Source organism: Streptomyces mayonensis, assembly GCF_018982965.1.
GTDB classification, from domain to species: Bacteria; Actinomycetota; Actinomycetes; order Streptomycetales; family Streptomycetaceae; genus Streptomyces; species Streptomyces mayonensis.
Map to the genome: position 1 here is coordinate 1 of NZ_JACBYP010000027.1, position 18,241 is coordinate 18,241.

The window sequence follows — 18,241 nt, forward strand, 5'->3', positions numbered from 1 at the left end:
GTTCTCGGGAGTGGTGCACCGGCGGCGGGCGGTGCCCGGTGAACCGGCGTGCCGTCCTGCGTGCCGAGCACGCGCCCCGCCGCCCGGCCCCGAACGCGGCGCCGAGGGCCTCCCCGGACCCTGCAGGCCCCGGCGCCCGGCGCCGGAGGAGGCCGGCCCCGGAGCACCGCCGCCCGCGGAAGCGCACCCCGCGCGCGTCACCGGCCGCCTCCCCCGGAGCCCGCGCGCGGTACGACGGCGCGGGCGCGCAGGCCGTGCGGGTGGGCGGGGGTCAGGTCGAGGCGGCCGTCGCGGCCCGCCAGGAGTTGCTCGGCGATGGCGAGGCCCAGACCCGTGCCGGAGGTCCCGGCCTGGCGGGCCGAACGCCAGAACCGGGTGGTGGCCCGGTCGAGCTCCTCCGCCCGCAGTCCGGGGCCGTCGTCCGTGACGGTGACCACCACGCAGGGCCCCTGTTCGGCGCAGCTCAGCCGTACGTGGGTGCCGTCTCCGGCGTACTTGATCGCGTTGTCCAGCAGGATGTCCGCCACCTGCGCCAGTTCACGGTCCGTGCAGGCCGCCGGGACCGGCCCGGCGGCCCGGTCGGTGTCGGCGGTGAGGCGCACTCCGGCGCGCCGGGCGACCGGTTCCCACAGGCGGTGCCGGCTGCGGACGGTCTCGGCGGCGTCGCAGCGGACGTCCGGGTCGTCGGTGACGGTGAGTTCGCCCGCCCGGTGTTCGGCGGCGGCGAGGGCCAGGATGTCGTCGAGCAGGGTCTCCAGGCGGTCCAGCTCGGCGTTGACCCCGGCGTAGGTGCGTTCGCCCGTGGGCCGCAGGTGGGAGCGCAGGGCGTCCACCCGCAGCCGGAGCGCCGCCATGGGGTTGCGCATCTGGTGCGAGGTGTCGGCCACCAGCCGCCGCTGCTGTTCGAGGGCGGCGGTGACGGTGCGGGCCATGCGGTTGAAGCCGGTGGCCAGCCGCCGCAGCTCGGGCGGGCCGCCGACGGCGGCGGAGCCGCGCCTGCCCGGCGGTGCGCCGGGCAGGGTGTGCTCGGGCGGGAGTCCCGCCGCCAGCTCGCCCACCGCCCCCTCCAGCCGGCTCAGCGGGCTCACCACCCAGCGGGTCGCCGCGCGGGCCAGGAGCGTGCAGGCGAGGGCGACCAGTGCGGTGCCGGCCAGGACGGCGGCCCAGCGCCGGGCGACGTCCCCGGCGGCCGCGTCCACGTCGGCGCGCAGCACGACGGCGCCGGAGATCTGCGTGCCGGTGCCCGCCGGCGCCGCGAACATCCGGTGGCCCCCGGACCAGGGCCGCAGGGCGGCGCGCGGATGGGCGGTCTGGTTGCGCAGGGCCGTGTCGACGAGCCGGGCCACGTCGGGGTCGGCGGCCCGCATGCCGCCGGTCTGCACGACGGGGTGCCCGCGGGTGTCGGTGACGACGAGGGGCTCGCCGTAGACCCGGGTGTAGCGGCGGGCCTCCAGGGCGATCGCCGAGGTGTCCTGGGTGCCGGCGGCCCGGTCCATCAGCGAGGTGAAGCGGTCCAGGTCGGCGCTGCGGGCCAGGACCAGCTGCTGGGTGCGGTCGGAGGCGGTGAACAGCAGCAGCGGGACGGCGAAGGCGGCCACCGCGAGGACGCCGAACACGAGCAGCACCGTCTGGACCCGGGTACGCACGAGCCGGGCCTCAGGCGCCCAGTCGGAAGCCGAAGCCCCGGATCGTGGTGAGCAGCTCGGGGCGGCCCAGCTTGGCCCGCAGCTGGGTGAGGTGCACGTCCAGGGAGCGGGACACGGCGTGGTAGGCGTCGCCCCACACCTCGTCGAGCACCTGTTCGCGGCTGACCGCGGTCCCGGCCCGGCGTGCCAGTACGGCCAGGACGTCGAACTCCTTGGCGGTCAGCTCGACCTCCGTCCCGTCGACGCGGACCTGCCGGGCGTCGAGGGCGATCTCCACGTCGCCGACGCGCACGGTCCGGGCGGCGCGCGGCACCTGTGCGGCGGTGCGCCGGGTGACGGCCTCGATGCGGGCGAGCAGTTCGGTCAGCCGCACCGGCTTGACGAGGTAGTCGTCGGCCCCGAGCCGCAGGCCGCGCACCACCGAGCGTTCGTCCCCGCGTGCGGTCAGCACCACCACGGACAGGTCGCTGACCGCCCGCAGCCTGCGCAGCACCTCGAGGCCGTCGACGTCGGGCAGCCCGAGGTCCAGGAGGAGCAGGTCCGAGCTGCGGTGGTAGGTCAGCACGTCCCTGCCGCGGGTGACCCGCCGGGTGACGTGGCCGTGGTCGTACAGGACCTCCACGAGCGCTCCGGCGACCCCGTCGTCGTCCTCGGCCAGCAGTATCTCCATCCTCCTGCCGCCTCCCTCCGTCGGTGTCGGTGCCGCCCGCGTCCGGACCGGTTCCGGAAGGATCCGGCCGGAATCCCTCCCCGTCTCTCCGGGTCTGTCCGCGTCGCTCCGTCTCTCATCTCTCCGTCCGAATGTAGACCACGTCCGGCGGTGCGTTTCGCCTGGTCCGCCGGGTGGGCGGGGCCGGCGGGCCGCTTTGTTAAGGCGAGGTTAGTTCTGTGTCCGGCTCTCTCCCGGCGTCCGGCGGCCGGGGGGAGGCTGCCGCGGTCGAGGACGACAGGACCCGAAGGACCAGCGCATGATCATCGACTGTCACGGTCACTACACCACGGCCCCGCCGGCCCTGGCCGCCTGGCGCGAGCGGCAGACCGCCGCCCTGGCCGACCCCGCGGCGGCACCCTCGCCCGCCGACCTGCGGATCGGCGACGACGAGCTGCGCGAGAGCATCGAGCCGAACCAGCTGCGGATGATGGACGAGCGCGGCATCGACCTGACCGTCTTCTCCCCGAGGGCGTCGTTCATGGCCCACCACGTGGGCGACTTCCGTACGTCCGCCGCGTGGGCGGCCCTCTGCAACGACCTGTGCCACCGGGTCGCCGGTCTCTACCCCGGGCGCTTCGCCCCCGCCGCCATGCTGCCGCAGTCGCCCGGCGTGGACCCGGCGACCTGCGTGCCGGAGCTGAGGCGCTGCGTCGAGGAACTGGGCGCGGTCGCGGTGAACCTCAACCCGGACCCGTCGGGCGGCCACTGGACCGCTCCCCCGCTCACCGACCGTTCCTGGTACCCGCTCTACGAGAAGCTCGTCGAGTACGACGTCCCCGCGATGGTCCATGTCAGCACCAGCGTGAACCCGGCCTTCCACACCACCGGTGCCCACTACCTGAACGCCGACACCACCGCCTTCATGCAGCTGGTGCAGGGCGACCTGTTCGCGGACTTCCCCACCCTGCGGCTGGTGATCCCGCACGGCGGCGGGGCGGTGCCCTACCACTGGGGCCGGTTCCGGGGGCTGGCGGCGGCGCTGGGGAAGCCTCCGCTGGAGGAGCACGTCCTCGGCAACGTCTTCTTCGACACCTGCGTCTACCACCAGCCCGGCATCGACCTGCTGCTCGACGTGGTCCCCACCCGCAACGTGCTGTTCGCCTCCGAGATGATCGGCGCGGTCCGGGGCGTCGACCCGCGCACGGGCCACCACTTCGACGACACCCGGCGCTACGTCGAGGCCTCCGCGCTGTCCGCGGACCAGGTGGCGGCCGTGCAGGAGCACAACGCCCGTGCCGTGTACCCGCGCCTGGACGCGCTGCTGAAGCGACAGGGGCGCTGACATGACCGACCTCGCTCCCAAGACCCCCGGCTGGCTGGACTGGCACCCGGACCCGTCCGCGCCCGGCTTCCGGCTGCCGCCCGGCGCCGTCGACGCGCACTGCCATGTCTTCGGCCCGCAGGCCCGGTTCCCGTTCGCTCCGGAGCGCAAGTACACGCCGTGCGACGCGGGCAGGGAACAGCTCTTCGCCCTCCGCGACCACCTGGGCGTCGACCGTCAGGTGATCGTGCAGGCCACCTGCCACGGTGCCGACAACAGCGCCATGCTCGACGCGGTCCGCGCGAGCGGCGGCCGCGCCCGCGGCGTGGCGACGGTCCGGCCGGACGTCACCGACGCCGAGCTGCGGGCGCTGGACGCGGCGGGCGTGCGCGGGGTGCGGTTCAACTTCGTGCGCCGGCTGGTCGACGCGTCGCCCAAGGACGCCCTGCGCACGATCGCGCGGCGCATCGCCCCGCTCGGCTGGCACGTCGTCCTGTACTTCGAGAGTGCCGACCTGCCCGAGCTGGAGGACTTCTTCGCCTCGCTCCCCGTGCCGCTGGTCGTGGACCACATGGGGCGGCCGGACGTCACGAAGCCGGTGGACGGTCCCGGGTTCTCGCGGTTCCTGCGCTTCACCGACCGGGGCGACGTGTGGGTGAAGGTGTCCTGCCCCGAGCGGCTGACGGTGACCGGGCCCGCCGCGCTGGACGGGGAGCGGGAGCCGTACGCCGACGTGCTGCCGTTCTCCCGCCGGGTCGTCGAGGAGTTCGGCGACCGCGTGCTGTGGGGCACCGACTGGCCGCACCCCAACCTCAGGGACCACATGCCCGACGACGGGCTCCTCGTCGACCACGTGCGGCGGATCGCCGTCACCGGGGAGCAGCGGCAGCGGCTGCTGGTCGACAACCCGACGCGCCTGTACTGGCCCGGCGACCGGTGAGCCGCTCCCCCGCCCGGCCGTCGCCCCGGCCGTCGACGTCCCCGAACCCCGCGACAAGGACCCCGTCATGCAACACGCCAACTCGCTGAACCGGCTGGACCGCCTGCCGGTCTCCCGGTTCCACAAGGTCACCCTGCTCGCCGTGTCGTTCGCGTACTTCTTCGAGTTCGCGGACATCAACACGTTCGCGACCACCGCCCCCAAGCTCGTCGACCTGTGGGGCATCTCGGTCGACCAGGTCGCCTACGTCACCTCGCTGTCGTTCGTCGGCATGTTCCTCGGCTCGATCGTCGCCGGGACGGTGGCCGACCGTCTCGGCCGCAAACGGACGCTGCTGCTGACGACGCTGTTCTTCGGTGTCTTCTCGTTCGCGTCGGCGTTCTCCTGGGACCTGGCGTCGCTCACCGTCTTCCGGGTGCTGACCTCGGCCGGGCTCGCGGCGATGACCGTGGTCGCGGTCATCTACGTCAACGAGATGTACCCGTCGGCCGTGCGCGGCAAGTACCAGGCGTACGCCATCGTCATCGGCATCTGCGGCACCCCGGTCACCAACCTCGTCGCGAGCGGCGTCGTGCCGCTCGCCGACTGGACGTGGCGCCTGGTCTACCTGTGGGGTTCCCTCGGCATCCTGCTCGTCCTGTTCACCCGGCACCTGAAGGAGTCGCCGCGCTGGCACGAGAGCCGGGGCGACCACGCGAGCGCGGACGCGGTGCTGCGCGAGATCGAGGCGGGGGCCGAGGCGGAGCACGGCCCGCTGGCACAGCCGGCGCCGCCGATCGAGGAGGAGCCGGTGACCAAGGCGCCGCTGCGGCTGCTGCTCCAGCGCAAGTACCTGTTCCCGACGCTGCTGCTCACCGTGGTGTGGGTCACCCAGACCATCGGTTTCTTCGGCTACTCGAGCTGGGCGCCGACGCTGCTGGCCAAGGAGGGCTTCAGCGTCGAGAAGTCGGTCTTCTACGTGGCGCTGACCACCGTCGGGGCGCCGCTGGGCTCGTATCTGGCGGCCCTGGTGACCGACCGGTTCGAGCGCAAGTGGTGCCTGGTCGCCTTCGGCACGCTGATCGCCGGGTGCGGTCTCCTGTACGGCCTCACCTTCAACCCGGTGCTCATCATCGTCTTCGGCTTCCTGGTCAACCTGTTCGAACGCGGCTACACGGCCCTCGGCTACGCCTACTCGCCCGAACTCTTCGACACGCGCGGGCGTTCGCTGGGCACCAGCGTGTCGTACGGGCTGGGCCGGCTGTCGAACGCCGCGGGTCCCCTGATCGTGGCGGCGCTCTACAACTCCCACGGCTACCAGAGCGTCTTCTACTTCATCGCCGGCACCTGGCTGGTCGGTGCGATCGCGCTCGCAGTCTTCGGGCCGCGGACCAAGCCGACGCGGACCGTCGCCGCCGCGCCCGGCCGGGAGCAGGACACCGTGCCCGGCTGAGGCGGTCTCAGACCACTTTGGCCATCTCGGTCGTCAGCTGCGTCGCCTTGTGCAGGAGGCCGCGCATGACGACGACGAGCATGACGAACGCGGCGCCGACACCGACGCACATGACCCCTGAGGCCAGGGCGCCGTCCAGTGTCATGGCGTCGGGCGTCGGGATGTCGGCCACCAGCAGATGGACGGTGACGCCGAACGCCAGCAGCGTCGCCACCAGCGTGGCGCCGATGACGGTGTCGACCCAGCGGAAGGCACGCCGGGTGAAGATGGCGTCGCTCTCGACCATGCTGAGCAGCATCCACACGGCGACGAGCACGGCCTGGACGCAGGCGACGCCGGCGATCGCGATCACCGTGTAGGGCACGGCGTAGGGCTCGTACGGTGGGAAGCGGTCGACCTCGGCGGCCGCGTTCGCGGGTATGACGACGAACTGCCCGACGAGGCCGAGGAAGAACGCGCCGGCGATGCCGACCCGGAGCGCGGCGATGAAGAGCCGGTGCATGTAGCGGTTGGCGAGGAACAGAGGATTCATGTATCGATTATCGATGGAAACCGATCGAAAATCAATCGACTTGCGGTTTCCCGCGTACGCTGTTCCCGTGCCGTCCTCCCCGCTGCGCCGCGTCGCCGTCCTCGTGCTCGAAGGGGCGAAGCCGCTCGACGTCGGCATCCCGGCGCAGGTGTTCACGACCCGGGCGAGCATGCCGTACGAGGTGCGGGTGTGCGGCGCCTCGCCCGGCCTCGTCACCGGCGGCGACGGCCTGTCGTACCACGTCGCCCACGGTCTGGACGCGCTGACGTGGGCCGACCTGGTCTTCCTCCCGGGTTACCGGTCCCCCGACGTCGACGACCCGCCGCGCACGGTCGTCGACGCGCTGACGGCGGCCCACGGGCGGGGCGCCCGGCTCGCCGCGATCTCCACCGGCGCGTTCGCACTGGCGGCCACGGGCCTGCTCGACGGCAGGCGGGCCACCACGCACTGGCACTACACCCGGGCGCTCGCGGCGAAGCACCCCCGGGTGCGGGTCGACGAGAACGTGCTGTTCGTGGACGAGGGCAGCGTACTGACCTCCGCGGGCGCCGCCTCGGGCATCGACCTGTGCCTGCACATCCTGCGCGGCGACCTGGGCGTGGGCGCCTCCCACCACGCCGCCCGGCGCCTCGTCGCGGCGCCCTACCGCAGCGGCGGCCAGGCCCAGTACGTGCCCCGCAGCGTGCCCGCGGCGCTGGGCGAGCGGTTCGCCGCCACCCGGGAGTGGGCGCTGCGGCGGCTCGGTGATCCGCTCACTCTCGAGGCCCTGGCCCGGCACGCGGCGGTGTCGTCGCGCACCTTCTCCCGGCGCTTCGTCGAGGACACCGGCTGCACCCCGATGCAGTGGGTGATGCGCGCCCGCATCGACATGGCCCGCGAGCTGCTGGAACGCTCGGAGCGCGGCATCGAGCAGATCGCCGCCGACGTGGGCCTCGGCACCGGCGCCAACCTGCGGCTGCACTTCCAGCACATCCTCGGCACCACGCCGAGCGAGTACCGGCGCACCTTCGCCGAGGGCGACTAGCACACCGGTCCCGGCGGGCGGCCCGGCCGGTGCGGCAGGGCGCTGGCGTGATCCTTTCGAACCATGGCACTCGTGCCGCTGCCACCGGTGGACGGGGCGCGCGACAGTGGGGGCGAAGGATCTGGTGGCGAAACGAAGGGGCACACACTTATGACGCGCATCGGCATCAACGGGTTCGGCCGAATCGGGCGCAACGTGCTGCGGGCACTGCTCGAACGCGACTCCAAGGTCGAGGTCGTCGCCGTCAACGACCTCACGGAGCCGGCCGCGCTGGCCCGCCTGCTCGCCTTCGACTCCACGGCCGGAAGGCTGGGCCGCCCGGTGACGGTGGACGGGGACACCCTCGTCGTGGACGGACGGCGCATCAGGGTCCTCGCCGAGCGGGACCCGGCGCGGCTGCCGTGGGCGGAACTGGACGTCGACATCGTCCTGGAGGCCACCGGCCGCTTCACCTCGGCGGACGCCGCCCGCGCCCACCTCACGGCGGGGGCGCGGAAGGTCCTGGTCAGCGCGCCCTCGGCCGGTGCCGACGTGACGCTCGCGTACGGCGTGAACAGCGACGCGTACGACCCGGCCGCCCACACCATCGTCTCGAACGCGTCCTGCACCACCAACGCCCTCGCGCCGCTCGCCGCGGTCCTGGACGAGCTGGCCGGGATCGAGCACGGCTTCATGACGACGGTGCACGCCTACACCCAGGAGCAGAACCTCCAGGACGGCCCGCACCGCGACCCGCGGCGGGCCCGGGCCGCCGGGGTGAACATCGTGCCGACCACGACGGGCGCCGCGAAGGCGATCGGTCTCGTGCTGCCGAACCTGGACGGCAAGCTGTCGGGCGACTCGATCCGCGTGCCGGTGCCCGTCGGCTCCATCGTGGAGCTGAACACGACGGTCGCCCGCGACGTGACGCGCGAGGACGTGCTGGCGGCCTACCGCACCGCCGCCGAGGGGCCGCTCGCCGGTGTCCTCGAGTACTCCGAGGACCCGCTGGTCTCCTCCGACATCACCGGCAACCCGGCCTCGTCGGTCTTCGACTCGGCACTGACCCGGGTGGAGGGCCGCCACATCAAGGTCGTCGCCTGGTACGACAACGAGTGGGGCTTCTCGAACCGGGTGATCGACACGCTCGAACTGCTCGCCTCGCGGTGAACGGGCAGCCGATTCGGCATCGCGGGTGCCCGCACGTCACAATGGTGCGATGAGCAATTCCAAGGTTTACTTCGACATCGACATCGACGGCCAGGATGCGGGCCGCATCGTCTTCGAACTCTTCGAGGACGTCACCCCCAAGACCGCGAAGAACTTCATCGAGCTGTCCACCGGCGAGCACGGCTTCGGTTACGCGGGTTCCTCCTTCCACCGCGTCATCCCGCAGTTCATGCTCCAGGGCGGTGACTTCACCGCGGGCAACGGGACCGGCGGCAAGAGCATCTACGGCGAGAAGTTCGCGGACGAGAACTTCCAGCTGAAGCACACCGGCCCGTACCTGCTCTCGATGGCCAACGCGGGTCCGAACACCAACGGCTCGCAGTTCTTCGTCACCACCGTCCCCACCCCCTGGCTGGACGGCAAGCACGTCGTCTTCGGCAAGGTCGTCGAGGGCACCGAGGTCGTCGACAAGATCGAGGGCTACGGCTCCTCGCCCGCGGGCAAGACCTCCGCGAAGATCACGGTGCGCGCCTCCGGCAAGCTGTAAGTACCTGACCGGCCGCATGGAGGCCGGAACCGACGGGGCCCGCCGCACACACTGCGGCGGGCCCCGTTCCGTTTCGTCTGGTGGCGTGCGCCCGGTGGTGCGACGCTGGGACGACAGAGGTGTCCGAGGCCGCCGACCCGGGAGGACCGATGGGACGGGACGTCCCGGCGCTGGTCTTCACCCGCGAGGACCGCCGCCGGTACCGGATCAAGATGCAGGAGTGCCTGGAGGCCTTCGCGCAGATGTTGCGCGAGTCCCGGTTCGAGACGGAGCGGCCCCAGGTCGGCCTGGAGATCGAACTGAACCTGGTCGACGACCGGGGCGAGCCGGCGATGCGCAACAGCGACGCGCTCGAGGCGATCGCGGACCCGGCCTGGTCCACCGAGCTGGGCCGCTTCAACCTGGAGATCAACATTCCGCCCCGCCGGCTGACGGCGGGCGGCCCCGACGCGTGGGAGACCGAGATCCGGGCCGCCCTGAACCACGCCGAGGACCGTGCCACGTCGGTCGGCGCACACCTCATCATGGTCGGCATCCTGCCCACGCTGCGCCAGTCCGACGTGGGCGAGGCCGCCCTGTCGGAGAACCCCCGCTACCGGCTGCTCAACGACCAGATATTCGCGGCCCGGGGCGAGGACCTGCACATCGAGGTGGACGGCGTGGACCGGCTGCGCACCTACGCCGACGCCATCACGCCGGAGGCCGCCTGCACCAGCACGCAGTTCCACCTCCAGGTCGCTCCCGAGGAGTTCGCCGACTACTGGAACGCGGCCCAGGCGATCGCCGGTGTGCAGGTGGCGCTGGCGGCCAACTCGCCGTTCCTGCTCGGCAAGGAGCTCTGGCACGAGAGCCGCATCCCCCTGTTCGAGCAGGCCACCGACACCCGGCCGCAGGAGATCAAGGCACAGGGCGTGCGGCCCCGGGTGTGGTTCGGGGAACGGTGGATCAACAGCGTCTTCGACCTCTTCGAGGAGAACGTGCGCTACTTCCCGGCGCTGCTGCCCCTGTGCGACGAACAGGACCCCGCCGAGACCCTGGACCGCGGCGACATTCCCGAACTGGGCGAACTCACCCTGCACAACGGCACCATCTACCGCTGGAACCGGCCCGTGTACGCCGTCGCCCACGACAAGCCGCACATCCGCGTGGAGAACCGGGTGCTCCCCGCCGGACCGACCGTCGCCGACACGCTCGCCAACGGCGCCTTCTACTACGGGCTGACCCGTGCCCTGGTGGAGGAGGAGCGGCCGGTCTGGTCGCGGATGTCGTTCTCGGCCGCCGAGGACAACCTGCACACCGCGGCCCGGCACGGCATCGAGGCGCAGCTGTACTGGCCGGGCGTGGGCGAGGTGACCGTGCCCGAACTGGTCCTGCGGCGGCTGCTGCCGCTGGCGCACCGGGGTCTGGAGCTGTCGGGCATGGACTCCGCGTGGCGGGAGCCGCTGCTCGGCATCATCGAGCAGCGGTGCGTCACCGGCCGCAACGGCGCGGTCTGGCAGAAGGAGATGCTCCACCACATCGACGCCACCGCCCGGCCGGACCGCCACGAGGCCCTGCGCCGGATGACCCAGCAGTACATGGACTACATGCACCTCAACGCCCCGGTCCACACCTGGCCGGTCGACTGACGGCCACCCGCCGTGCCCAGGGAGGCGGCAGACGATGTGCCGATGGCTCGCCTACTCGGGAACACCCGTGCTGCTCGAGACCCTCCTCTACGAGCCCGAGTACTCGCTGATCGACCAGAGCCTGCACTCCCGGATGGGGGTGGAGACGACCAACGGGGACGGCTTCGGGGTCGGCTGGTTCGGCCCGGAGATGCGCACCCCCGCGATCGTCCGGGAGGTGGGCCCGGCGTGGAGCAACCGCAATCTGCGGGAGATCGCCGGTCATGTCCGCTCGCCCCTGTTCTTCGCGCACATCCGCGCCTCCACCGGCAGCGCGGTGCAGCAGACCAACTGCCATCCGTTCCGGCACGGCCGCTGGATGTGGATGCACAACGGCGCAATCGCCGGCTTCCGCCGGATGCGCCGTGATCTCGCCCTGGCCGTCGACCCGGGGCTCTTCCTCGGCATCGAGGGATCGACGGACTCGGAGATGATGTTCTTCCTGGCCCTCACCCTCGGTCTGGAGCAGGACCCGCCGGGGGCCGTGGCACGGATGGCGGGGCTGGTGGAGGAGATCGGGCACGCACACGGGGTGGAGTACCCGCTGCAGATGACCGTCGCCGTGACCGAGGGCCGGGAACTGTGGGCGTTCCGCTACTCCAGCGGGGGAGAGTCGCGGTCGCTGTACTACAGCACCGCCGTGGAGACGCTGAGGGCGCTGCACCCCGGGATGCCGTTCCTGCGCCAGGCCTCCGACGGCACCCGGCTGATCGTGTCGGAGCTCCTCGGCGATCTGCCCGGCGTGTGGAACAAGGTGCCCGAGAGCAGCTACGGGGTCGTCTCCCCCGAGGGCGACGACCTGCTCCCCTTCGTTCCCCGCCCCCCGTGACCCCTGCCACCCGCACCACCCGTTGACACGGGCGGCAGAAGATCACACAATCACTGGCATGACCACATACCGGTTCGGCACCACCGCGGAGTGTCCCCGCGTGCCCGAGCGATCCGGATGTGAGCGTTCCGGCCGATAACGGCCCTCTTCGCACCACCGATCCGCAGCGCCGGCGGCAGGCGCGTTGTCCGCCCGCCGTGCCGCGCCGGGTCGGTCTTCTCTCCGGTCCACCGCCCGGAGCACTTCTGACGCCTTCGTCTTCCCGGCTGTCCGGCGGCGACACCGCACGCCGCCCGGGCCGGGCGTCACGCGTACCGTCGCACAAGGGGAGGATTCCCATGACCGTCACGGCCACCGGCCCGAGCACCGTCCTGCGCGAAGCACGCATCCCGGGGGACGGGATCTACGAGGGCCGCCGCATCCTGCGCCGGCTGCCCGAGGGCCGGGAGGAACGGCCCTACGCACACTTCGAGGCCGTCCCCCAGGCCCGCACCATCGGCGCCGAGATCAGGGGCGTCGACCTCTCCCGTCCGCTCACCCCCGTCCTGCGCGAGGAGTTGAACCGCGCCCTGCTGGAGTGGAAGGTGCTCTTCTTCCGCGCCCAGCACCTCACCTCCGCCCAGCAGCGCGACTTCGCCGCCCACTGGGGTCCGCTGGAGACCAACCCGCTGCTCGCGGCCGGCTCCAGCGACGACGTCGTCCGGTTCGACAAGGGGGCGGGCGCCGCGCCGACGTACGAGAACGTGTGGCACACCGACGTCACCTTCCGCGAGCGGCCGGCGCTCGGTGCCGTGCTCCAGCTGCGCGAGGTTCCGCCCTTCGGCGGGGACACGATGTGGGCGGACATGGCGGCGGCCTACGACAACCTGCCCCAGCAGGTGAAGGACCGTGTCGACGGCGCCCGCGCCGTGCACGACTTCATCCCGGGCTTCGCGCGGTTCTACGGGCCCGAGCGGCTGCTGCCGCACCAGGACCTCTTCCCGCCCGTGGAGCACCCCGTCGTACGCACCCATCCGGAGACGGGGCGGCGCATGCTCTTCGTCAACACGTCCTTCACGACGCACATCACCGGGATGGACCGGGACGAGAGCGACCGTCTGCTGAGGTTCCTCTTCCAGCAGGCGCACGTGCCGGAGTACCAGGTGCGCTGGCGCTGGCAGCCGGGCGACGTCGCCTTCTGGGACAACCGGGCCACCCAGCACTACGCCGTGGGCGACTACGGCTCCGAGCGGCGGGTGGCCGAACGCGTCGCCATCGAGGGCGACCGTCCGTTCTGAGCACGGCCCCGGACCGGTCGGCGCTAGACCTCCGGCTCCTCGATCGCCGCGGGGCGCAGCTGGGCCGCCCGTACGCGGGAGACGTCGAGCTTCTCGCCGCGGTCGAAGCGGTAGATGCCGTTCTGCTCCTGGAAGACGTCGGTCAGCTGCGTGTAGCAGTAGCCGAACATGTCCCGGTCCCCGAGCAGCACTTCGGTCAGGCCGCTGAACCGCTCGTGGAACTCGTCCTCGTCGCGGACGCGTTCGCCGTAGCCCCAGGAGAGGGTGCGGTCCTCGCCCGACTGGGCGGCGGCGGCCTCCGGGTCCCACCAGATGCCGCCGAACTCGCTGACGAAGTACGGCTGGCCGCGGTAGGGCTGGGAGTAGGCGGCGCCGTTCTCGTAGGCGTTGACGAAGGGCTCGTCCTTGGCGAGGCCCGCCATCTGCTCCCGGAAGGCGGCCGGGTCCTGCTCGTAGCTGTGGGAGTCGTAGATGTCCGTCTCGGCGACCCGGTGGGCGTAGCCGGAGGCGTCGACGACCGGCCGGGTGGTGTCCATCGCCTTGGTGGCCAGGAACATCGCTCGGGTCACGTCGTCGAGCTGGGTGATGCGGTCGTGCAGCTTCTGGTACGTCTCGTTGAGCGGGCACCAGCCGATGACCGAGGGGTGCGAGTAGTCGCGCTCCAGTGCCTCCAGCCACTGGGCGACGTAGGAGGCGTCGGGCTTCTGGTTGTCTCCCGAGGAGCCGCCGCTCTCGCAGCCCCAGTCGCCGAACTCGCCCCAGACCAGGTAGCCGAGGCGGTCGGCGTGGTAGAGGAAGCGCTCCTCGAAGACCTTCTGGTGCAGCCGGGCCCCGTTGAAGCCGGCCGCCATGCCCAGCTCGATGTCCCGGACCAGGGCCTCGTCCGTCGGGGCGGTCATCAGCCCGTCGGGGTACCAGCCCTGGTCGAGGACGAGACGCTGGAAGAGCGGACGGCCGTTGATGAGGACGGCCTTGCCGCGCAGGCCGACCGCGCGCAGACCGGCGTAGCTCTCGGCGCTGTCGAGCACCTCTCCGGCGGCGTCGAGGAGTTCGAGGCGCAGGTCGTACAGGTGCGGGTCCCCGGGTCCCCACTCGCGCCGCCGGTCGTGGGGCACGGGCAGGTGCAGGCGCGGGGCGAGGTCGAGGTCGGCGCGGGCCTCGGCGCGGCTCACCTCGCCGTCGGCGTCGCTGAGGACGGCCCGCACCCGGTGGCCGGGGCGGTTGCCGGACAGGGGCAGTTCGAGGTGGAAGGCGGAGCCGGCGAGGTCCGGCGTGATCCGGGGGCGCCGCAGGTGCACGTCGGGCACGGGCTCCAGCCAGACGGTCTGCCAGATGCCGGTGACGCGGGTGTAGTTGCAGTCGTGGTTGGCGTACTGGACCGCCTGCTTGCCGCGCGCCTGCGGGCCGGACTTGGTGTCCCGGGCTCGGACCGTGATCACGACCTCCTCCCCCGCCCCGGCGATGTCACCGAGGTCGGCGGTGAAGGGGGTGAAGCCGCCGCGGTGCCGGACGACCTCCCTGCCGTCGGCCCACACGGTGGTGTCGTGGTCGACGGCGCCGAAGTGCAGCAGCACACGGCGTCCGGCCCAGTCGGCGGGCAGGGTGACGGCCCGCCGGTACCAGACGGACTCCAGGAAGTCGGTGTCGCCGACGCCGGACAGCTCGGACTCGGGCGGGAAGGGGACGAGGATCTCCTCGCGCAGCTCGCGGCCGAGCAGACCGCGTTCGATGCCGCTGTCGCCCCGGTCGGTCTCGAACTGCCAGGCGCCGTTCAGGTTGAGCCAGTCGCGGCGCACGAACTGCGGTCGCGGGTACTCCGGGCGCGGTACGGAGGGGGTGGGCACACGAGCTCCAGTCGATCGGTGGGTACAGCTGTGGGGGCGGGGTGGGGCGGGGTCACGAACCGCCGAGGCCGGTGGTGGCCACGGAGTTGACGATGCGGCGCTGGAAGAAGAGGAAGACCACGATCAGCGGCAGCGCGGCCAGCAGGGCGGAGGCCATGGACTGCGCGTACTCGATGCCGTAGGCGTCCTTCACGGTGGCCAGGCCCACCGGGAGGGTCATGAGGTCGGGGTCGTTGGTGACGATGAAGGGCCACATGAAGTTGTTCCAGGCGCCGATGAAGACGAAGATCGACACCGCGGCCACGATCGGCCGGGACAGCGGCAGCACGATCGACGTGAAGACCCGGAACTCGGAGGCGCCGTCGATCCTGGCCGCTTCCTCCAGCTCCTTGGGAACGGCGTCGAAGAACCGCTTGAGGATGAACACCATCATCGGCGCGACGACCTGCGGCAGGATGACCGCCGCGTAGGTGTCGACCAGGTTGAACAGCAGCATCTGCTCGAACAGCGGCACGACGAGCAGCTGCGGCGGCACCATGATGGCGGCGACCGTGACCGCGAGCAGCCACCGGCGGCCGCGGAAGGTGCCGCGCGAGAAGCCGTACGCCGCGAGGGTGGAGACCACGACGGTGATCAGGGTGACCAGGCCGGCGATCAGGAAGCTGTTGAAGGCCCAGACGGAGACGTTGCCGCGTTCCAGGATCTGCTGGTAGGCGTCCAGGGTGAAGGCGCCCTTGAAGGGCCACAGCCCGGTGGTGTTGATGTCCTCCTCGCTCTGGACGGAGGTGATGACCGCCCACAGGAACGGCACCAGCCAGACGAACGCGAGGACGACGAGGGCCGTGCCGGCCAGGACGCGGGGCAGCCGTCCGTGGCCGAGGAGGAGGGGGGAGCCGGCCGCTTCCCGGGGTGGACGGCGCCGGGTGCGGAGCGGGGTGGCGGTTGCGGACACGGTCAGTCCTCCCGGCGGAAGAGGCGGAACTGCACGAGCGAGACGAGGACGACGAGGGCGAAGAAGAGGTACGAGACGGCGGAGGCGTAGCCGAGGCGGTAGCCGGTGAAACCCACGTCGTAGACGTACTCGAGGACCGGCCGGGTGGACCCGTTGGGGCCGCCCTTGGTGAGGATGTAGATCTGGTCGAAGACCTTGAGGGAGGCCAGGATCTGGAGCATGGCCACCAGGCCGGTGGTCCGGCGCAGCTGCGGCAGGGTGATGGACCACAGCCGCCGCCAGGCGCCCGCACCGTCCAGTGCCGCCGCCTCGTCGAAGGTCGTGGGCAGGGACTGGAGCGCCGCGAGGTAGAGCAGGAAGTTGAAGCCGACCGTCCACCAGACGGTGAGGGCGGCGACGGACCACATGGCGACGGACTCGTCGGACAGCCAGCCGACCGGTGCCATGCCCAGGGTGTCGAGGAGCTGGTTGGCCATGCCCAGTTCCGGCTGGTAGAGCCAGGTCCAGATCAGGGTCACGACGGTGACGGGCAGCAGGTAGGGGGCGAAGAACGACAGGCGCCACACCCACTGTCCGGCGAGTCCGCTGTGCACCAGCAGGGCCATCGCGAGGGCGACGAGTACCAGGGGCACGCTGGAGATGAGGGTGAAGAAGACGGTGTTGCCGAGGCTGCTCCACACGTCGGGGTCGCCGAAGGCCTCGGTGTAGTTGTCGAGGCCGACGAAGTGTGTGTCGCGCAGGGCGAGCGAGCTGTCGGTGAAGCTCATCCAGAGGCCCTGCACGATCGGCCAGACCATGAAGAGGGCGAAGACGAGCAGGAACGGCAGGACGAAGACGAGGCCGTTGCCGGTCGGTATGCGGCGCCGGGCGGTGCGGCGGCCGCCCGCGGGAACAGCGGGCGCGTCGGTCTGCTCCTCGGCGCCGAGGGGTGCGGTGGTGGTCACGTCGGTCACTCCTTCTGCTGGTCAGGCCACCGGGTTGGGCTGCCGCAGCAGCGTGTCCGCCTCGCGGACCATCTGCCGCACCGCCTTCTCGGGGGTGGTGTTGCCCAGCAGCGCCGACTGGAGCGGCTGGCACATCCGGTTCTGGAAGTTCGAACCGGCGCCGGTGAACCAGTTGGGCGGGTCGAGCACCGCCACCTTCGCGGCGTCGGCGTAGGAGGACTGGGGTTCCAGGGCCGCGTACTCGGGTTTCGCGAGGACGGGCTGGTAGGCGGGGATGTGCCCGGCGCTCGCCCAGGTGAGGCTCTGCTTGAGGATCGCGGCGACGTACCGGTGGGCCTCGCGGCGCCGGGCCGGGTCGGGACTGTTCTGGTGCGGGAGGACCAGGCTGTGGCTGTCCGTGTAGACGGCGGGCTTGTCGAAGACCTGCGGGAAGGGGGCCGCGCCCAGGTCGATGTCGAACTCCTTCAGCGCGGGCAGCTCCCACTCGCCGAGCATGGCCATGCCGCCGCGGCCGCTGGTGAAGGCGGCCACCGAACCGTAGTAGTCCAGGTTGTTGGGGTTGGTCCGGCCGTCCAGGAGCTGCGTCATGAAGGTGACGACGCGTACGGCGGCGTCGACGTCGATCTCGGCGGGGCCGCCGTCGGGCAGGGTGAACTCGGCGCCGGTCTGCGCGTAGAGACCGGCGAACAGCCGCCAGTTCTGCGCGGTGTCGGTGACGTGGCCGAAGAGGATGCCCGCCTGGCCGGTCGCCTCGGCGAGGGCCTTGCCCGCTTCGAGGAGCGCCTCGGGCGAGCCCATCGGGGCCAGCGCGCCGGAGGAGTCGAGGAGTCCGGCCTTGTCCGCGGCCTTCTTGTCGTAGAAGACGATGAAGGGGTGGACGTCCAGCGGGATCGCGTAGACGGTGCCCTCGTGCTGCGTGCGCGACCAGACCGCCGGGGTGAAGTCCTTCTCGCTGACGCCGTACTCGGCGAGCAGGTCCAGGTCGAAGGCGTCGACCAGGCCGCCGGGCGCGTAGCCCGCCAGCCGGGACAGGTGCATGGCCGCCACGTCGGAGGCCCGGCCGCCGGCGGCGGACATGGCGAGCTTGGTGTAGTACGACGGGCCCCAGTCGAGGATGGTGCGGTCGATCTCGAAGCCCTCGGCACCCCCGGCGCCCTTGGACACCGCCGCGATCATGTCGTCCATCAGCATGCCGTCGCCGCCCTGGAACAGGTCCCAGACGCTCAGCGAGGACGCCCCGGAGGCCGAGGCCGGTGAGGCGCAGCCGGACAGCGGGCCCGCGGCGAGCAGGGCACCCGCTCCGGCCATGGCGTGTCGCAGCAGCCGGCGGCGGCCGATGCGGCGTACGGGATCGGACACGGCCGGCACCCCCTGGGCAGGAAAACGGGAACTCATCGCGGACCTTTCGACGGCCGGAGCTCATGCGGTGGCTTGTTTTTACATCGATGTACATTGGCTGTAAAGAGCTGAGGGCAGGGATGGACC

The 18,241-nt window shown here is 71.8% G+C and carries 16 protein-coding genes; 9 read left to right on the plus strand and 7 right to left on the minus strand.

Going from position 1 to position 18,241, the window contains the following annotated elements; genetic code table 11:
- Positions 1-197: 197 nt before the first annotated feature.
- Positions 198-1,646 carry a sensor histidine kinase gene (locus tag HZS56_RS13030; protein WP_216720854.1) on the minus strand — a complete coding sequence of 483 codons (1,449 nt, stop codon included), beginning with the start codon at positions 1,644-1,646 and terminating at the stop codon, positions 198-200.
- A 10-nt stretch (positions 1,647-1,656) separates the two neighbouring features.
- Positions 1,657-2,316 (minus strand): response regulator transcription factor, encoded by a 660-nt coding sequence (locus tag HZS56_RS13035; protein WP_216720855.1) that lies wholly within the window; start codon positions 2,314-2,316, stop codon positions 1,657-1,659.
- Between the two features lie 298 nt (positions 2,317-2,614).
- Between HZS56_RS13035 and HZS56_RS13040 the strand changes: the two genes are divergently transcribed.
- From HZS56_RS13040 to HZS56_RS13050, 3 genes are all read left to right on the plus strand, one after another.
- Positions 2,615-3,640 (plus strand): amidohydrolase family protein, encoded by a 1,026-nt coding sequence (locus HZS56_RS13040; RefSeq protein ID WP_216720856.1) that lies wholly within the window; start codon positions 2,615-2,617, stop codon positions 3,638-3,640.
- Position 3,641: 1 nt separating this feature from the next.
- Positions 3,642-4,559 (plus strand): amidohydrolase family protein, encoded by a 918-nt coding sequence (locus HZS56_RS13045; RefSeq protein WP_216720857.1) that lies wholly within the window; start codon positions 3,642-3,644, stop codon positions 4,557-4,559.
- 67 nt (positions 4,560-4,626) lie between these two features.
- Positions 4,627-5,991 carry an MFS transporter gene (locus HZS56_RS13050; RefSeq protein WP_216720858.1) on the plus strand — a complete coding sequence of 455 codons (1,365 nt, stop codon included), beginning with the start codon at positions 4,627-4,629 and terminating at the stop codon, positions 5,989-5,991.
- A 7-nt stretch (positions 5,992-5,998) separates the two neighbouring features.
- Here HZS56_RS13050 and HZS56_RS13055 read toward each other — a convergent pair whose 3' ends face one another.
- On the minus strand, positions 5,999-6,523 hold the full coding sequence (locus tag HZS56_RS13055; protein WP_253914173.1) for a DUF2975 domain-containing protein: 525 nt from the start codon (positions 6,521-6,523) through the stop codon (positions 5,999-6,001).
- 67 nt (positions 6,524-6,590) lie between these two features.
- Here HZS56_RS13055 and HZS56_RS13060 point away from each other — a divergent pair, with 67 nt between their 5' ends.
- From HZS56_RS13060 to HZS56_RS13085, 6 genes are all read left to right on the plus strand, one after another.
- Entirely contained in the window at positions 6,591-7,547 is a 957-nt protein-coding gene (locus HZS56_RS13060) for a GlxA family transcriptional regulator (RefSeq protein WP_216720859.1), read from the plus strand.
- Positions 7,548-7,697: 150 nt separating this feature from the next.
- Positions 7,698-8,696 carry a type I glyceraldehyde-3-phosphate dehydrogenase gene (gene gap, locus HZS56_RS13065; RefSeq protein WP_216720860.1) on the plus strand — a complete coding sequence of 333 codons (999 nt, stop codon included), beginning with the start codon at positions 7,698-7,700 and terminating at the stop codon, positions 8,694-8,696.
- Between the two features lie 49 nt (positions 8,697-8,745).
- On the plus strand, positions 8,746-9,243 hold the full coding sequence (locus tag HZS56_RS13070) for a peptidylprolyl isomerase (RefSeq protein WP_216720861.1): 498 nt from the start codon (positions 8,746-8,748) through the stop codon (positions 9,241-9,243).
- A gap of 149 nt (positions 9,244-9,392) precedes the next feature.
- Complete coding sequence (locus HZS56_RS13075; protein ID WP_216720862.1) at positions 9,393-10,871, plus strand: glutamate-cysteine ligase family protein; 1,479 nt, start codon at positions 9,393-9,395, stop codon at positions 10,869-10,871.
- A gap of 34 nt (positions 10,872-10,905) precedes the next feature.
- Complete coding sequence (locus tag HZS56_RS13080; RefSeq protein ID WP_216720863.1) at positions 10,906-11,739, plus strand: class II glutamine amidotransferase; 834 nt, start codon at positions 10,906-10,908, stop codon at positions 11,737-11,739.
- 338 nt (positions 11,740-12,077) lie between these two features.
- A complete protein-coding gene (locus tag HZS56_RS13085; RefSeq protein ID WP_216720864.1) occupies positions 12,078-13,016 on the plus strand; it encodes a TauD/TfdA dioxygenase family protein in 939 nt (312 codons plus the stop codon).
- Between the two features lie 23 nt (positions 13,017-13,039).
- Here HZS56_RS13085 and HZS56_RS13090 read toward each other — a convergent pair whose 3' ends face one another.
- From HZS56_RS13090 to HZS56_RS13105, 4 genes are read right to left on the minus strand one after another with little or no spacing between them, the layout of a single operon-like run.
- Positions 13,040-14,860, minus strand: coding sequence for a glycoside hydrolase family 2 protein (locus HZS56_RS13090; protein WP_216720865.1), 1,821 nt, complete (start codon positions 14,858-14,860; stop codon positions 13,040-13,042).
- Positions 14,861-14,912: 52 nt separating this feature from the next.
- Entirely contained in the window at positions 14,913-15,812 is a 900-nt protein-coding gene (locus HZS56_RS13095; protein WP_216720866.1) for a carbohydrate ABC transporter permease, read from the minus strand.
- Positions 15,813-15,814: 2 nt separating this feature from the next.
- The gene (locus HZS56_RS13100) at positions 15,815-16,756 is read right to left on the minus strand and encodes a carbohydrate ABC transporter permease (protein WP_216720867.1); all 942 of its coding nucleotides are present in this window, start codon (positions 16,754-16,756) and stop codon (positions 15,815-15,817) included.
- A gap of 21 nt (positions 16,757-16,777) precedes the next feature.
- Positions 16,778-18,151, minus strand: coding sequence for an extracellular solute-binding protein (locus HZS56_RS13105; protein ID WP_216720868.1), 1,374 nt, complete (start codon positions 18,149-18,151; stop codon positions 16,778-16,780).
- Positions 18,152-18,241 lie beyond the last annotated feature (90 nt).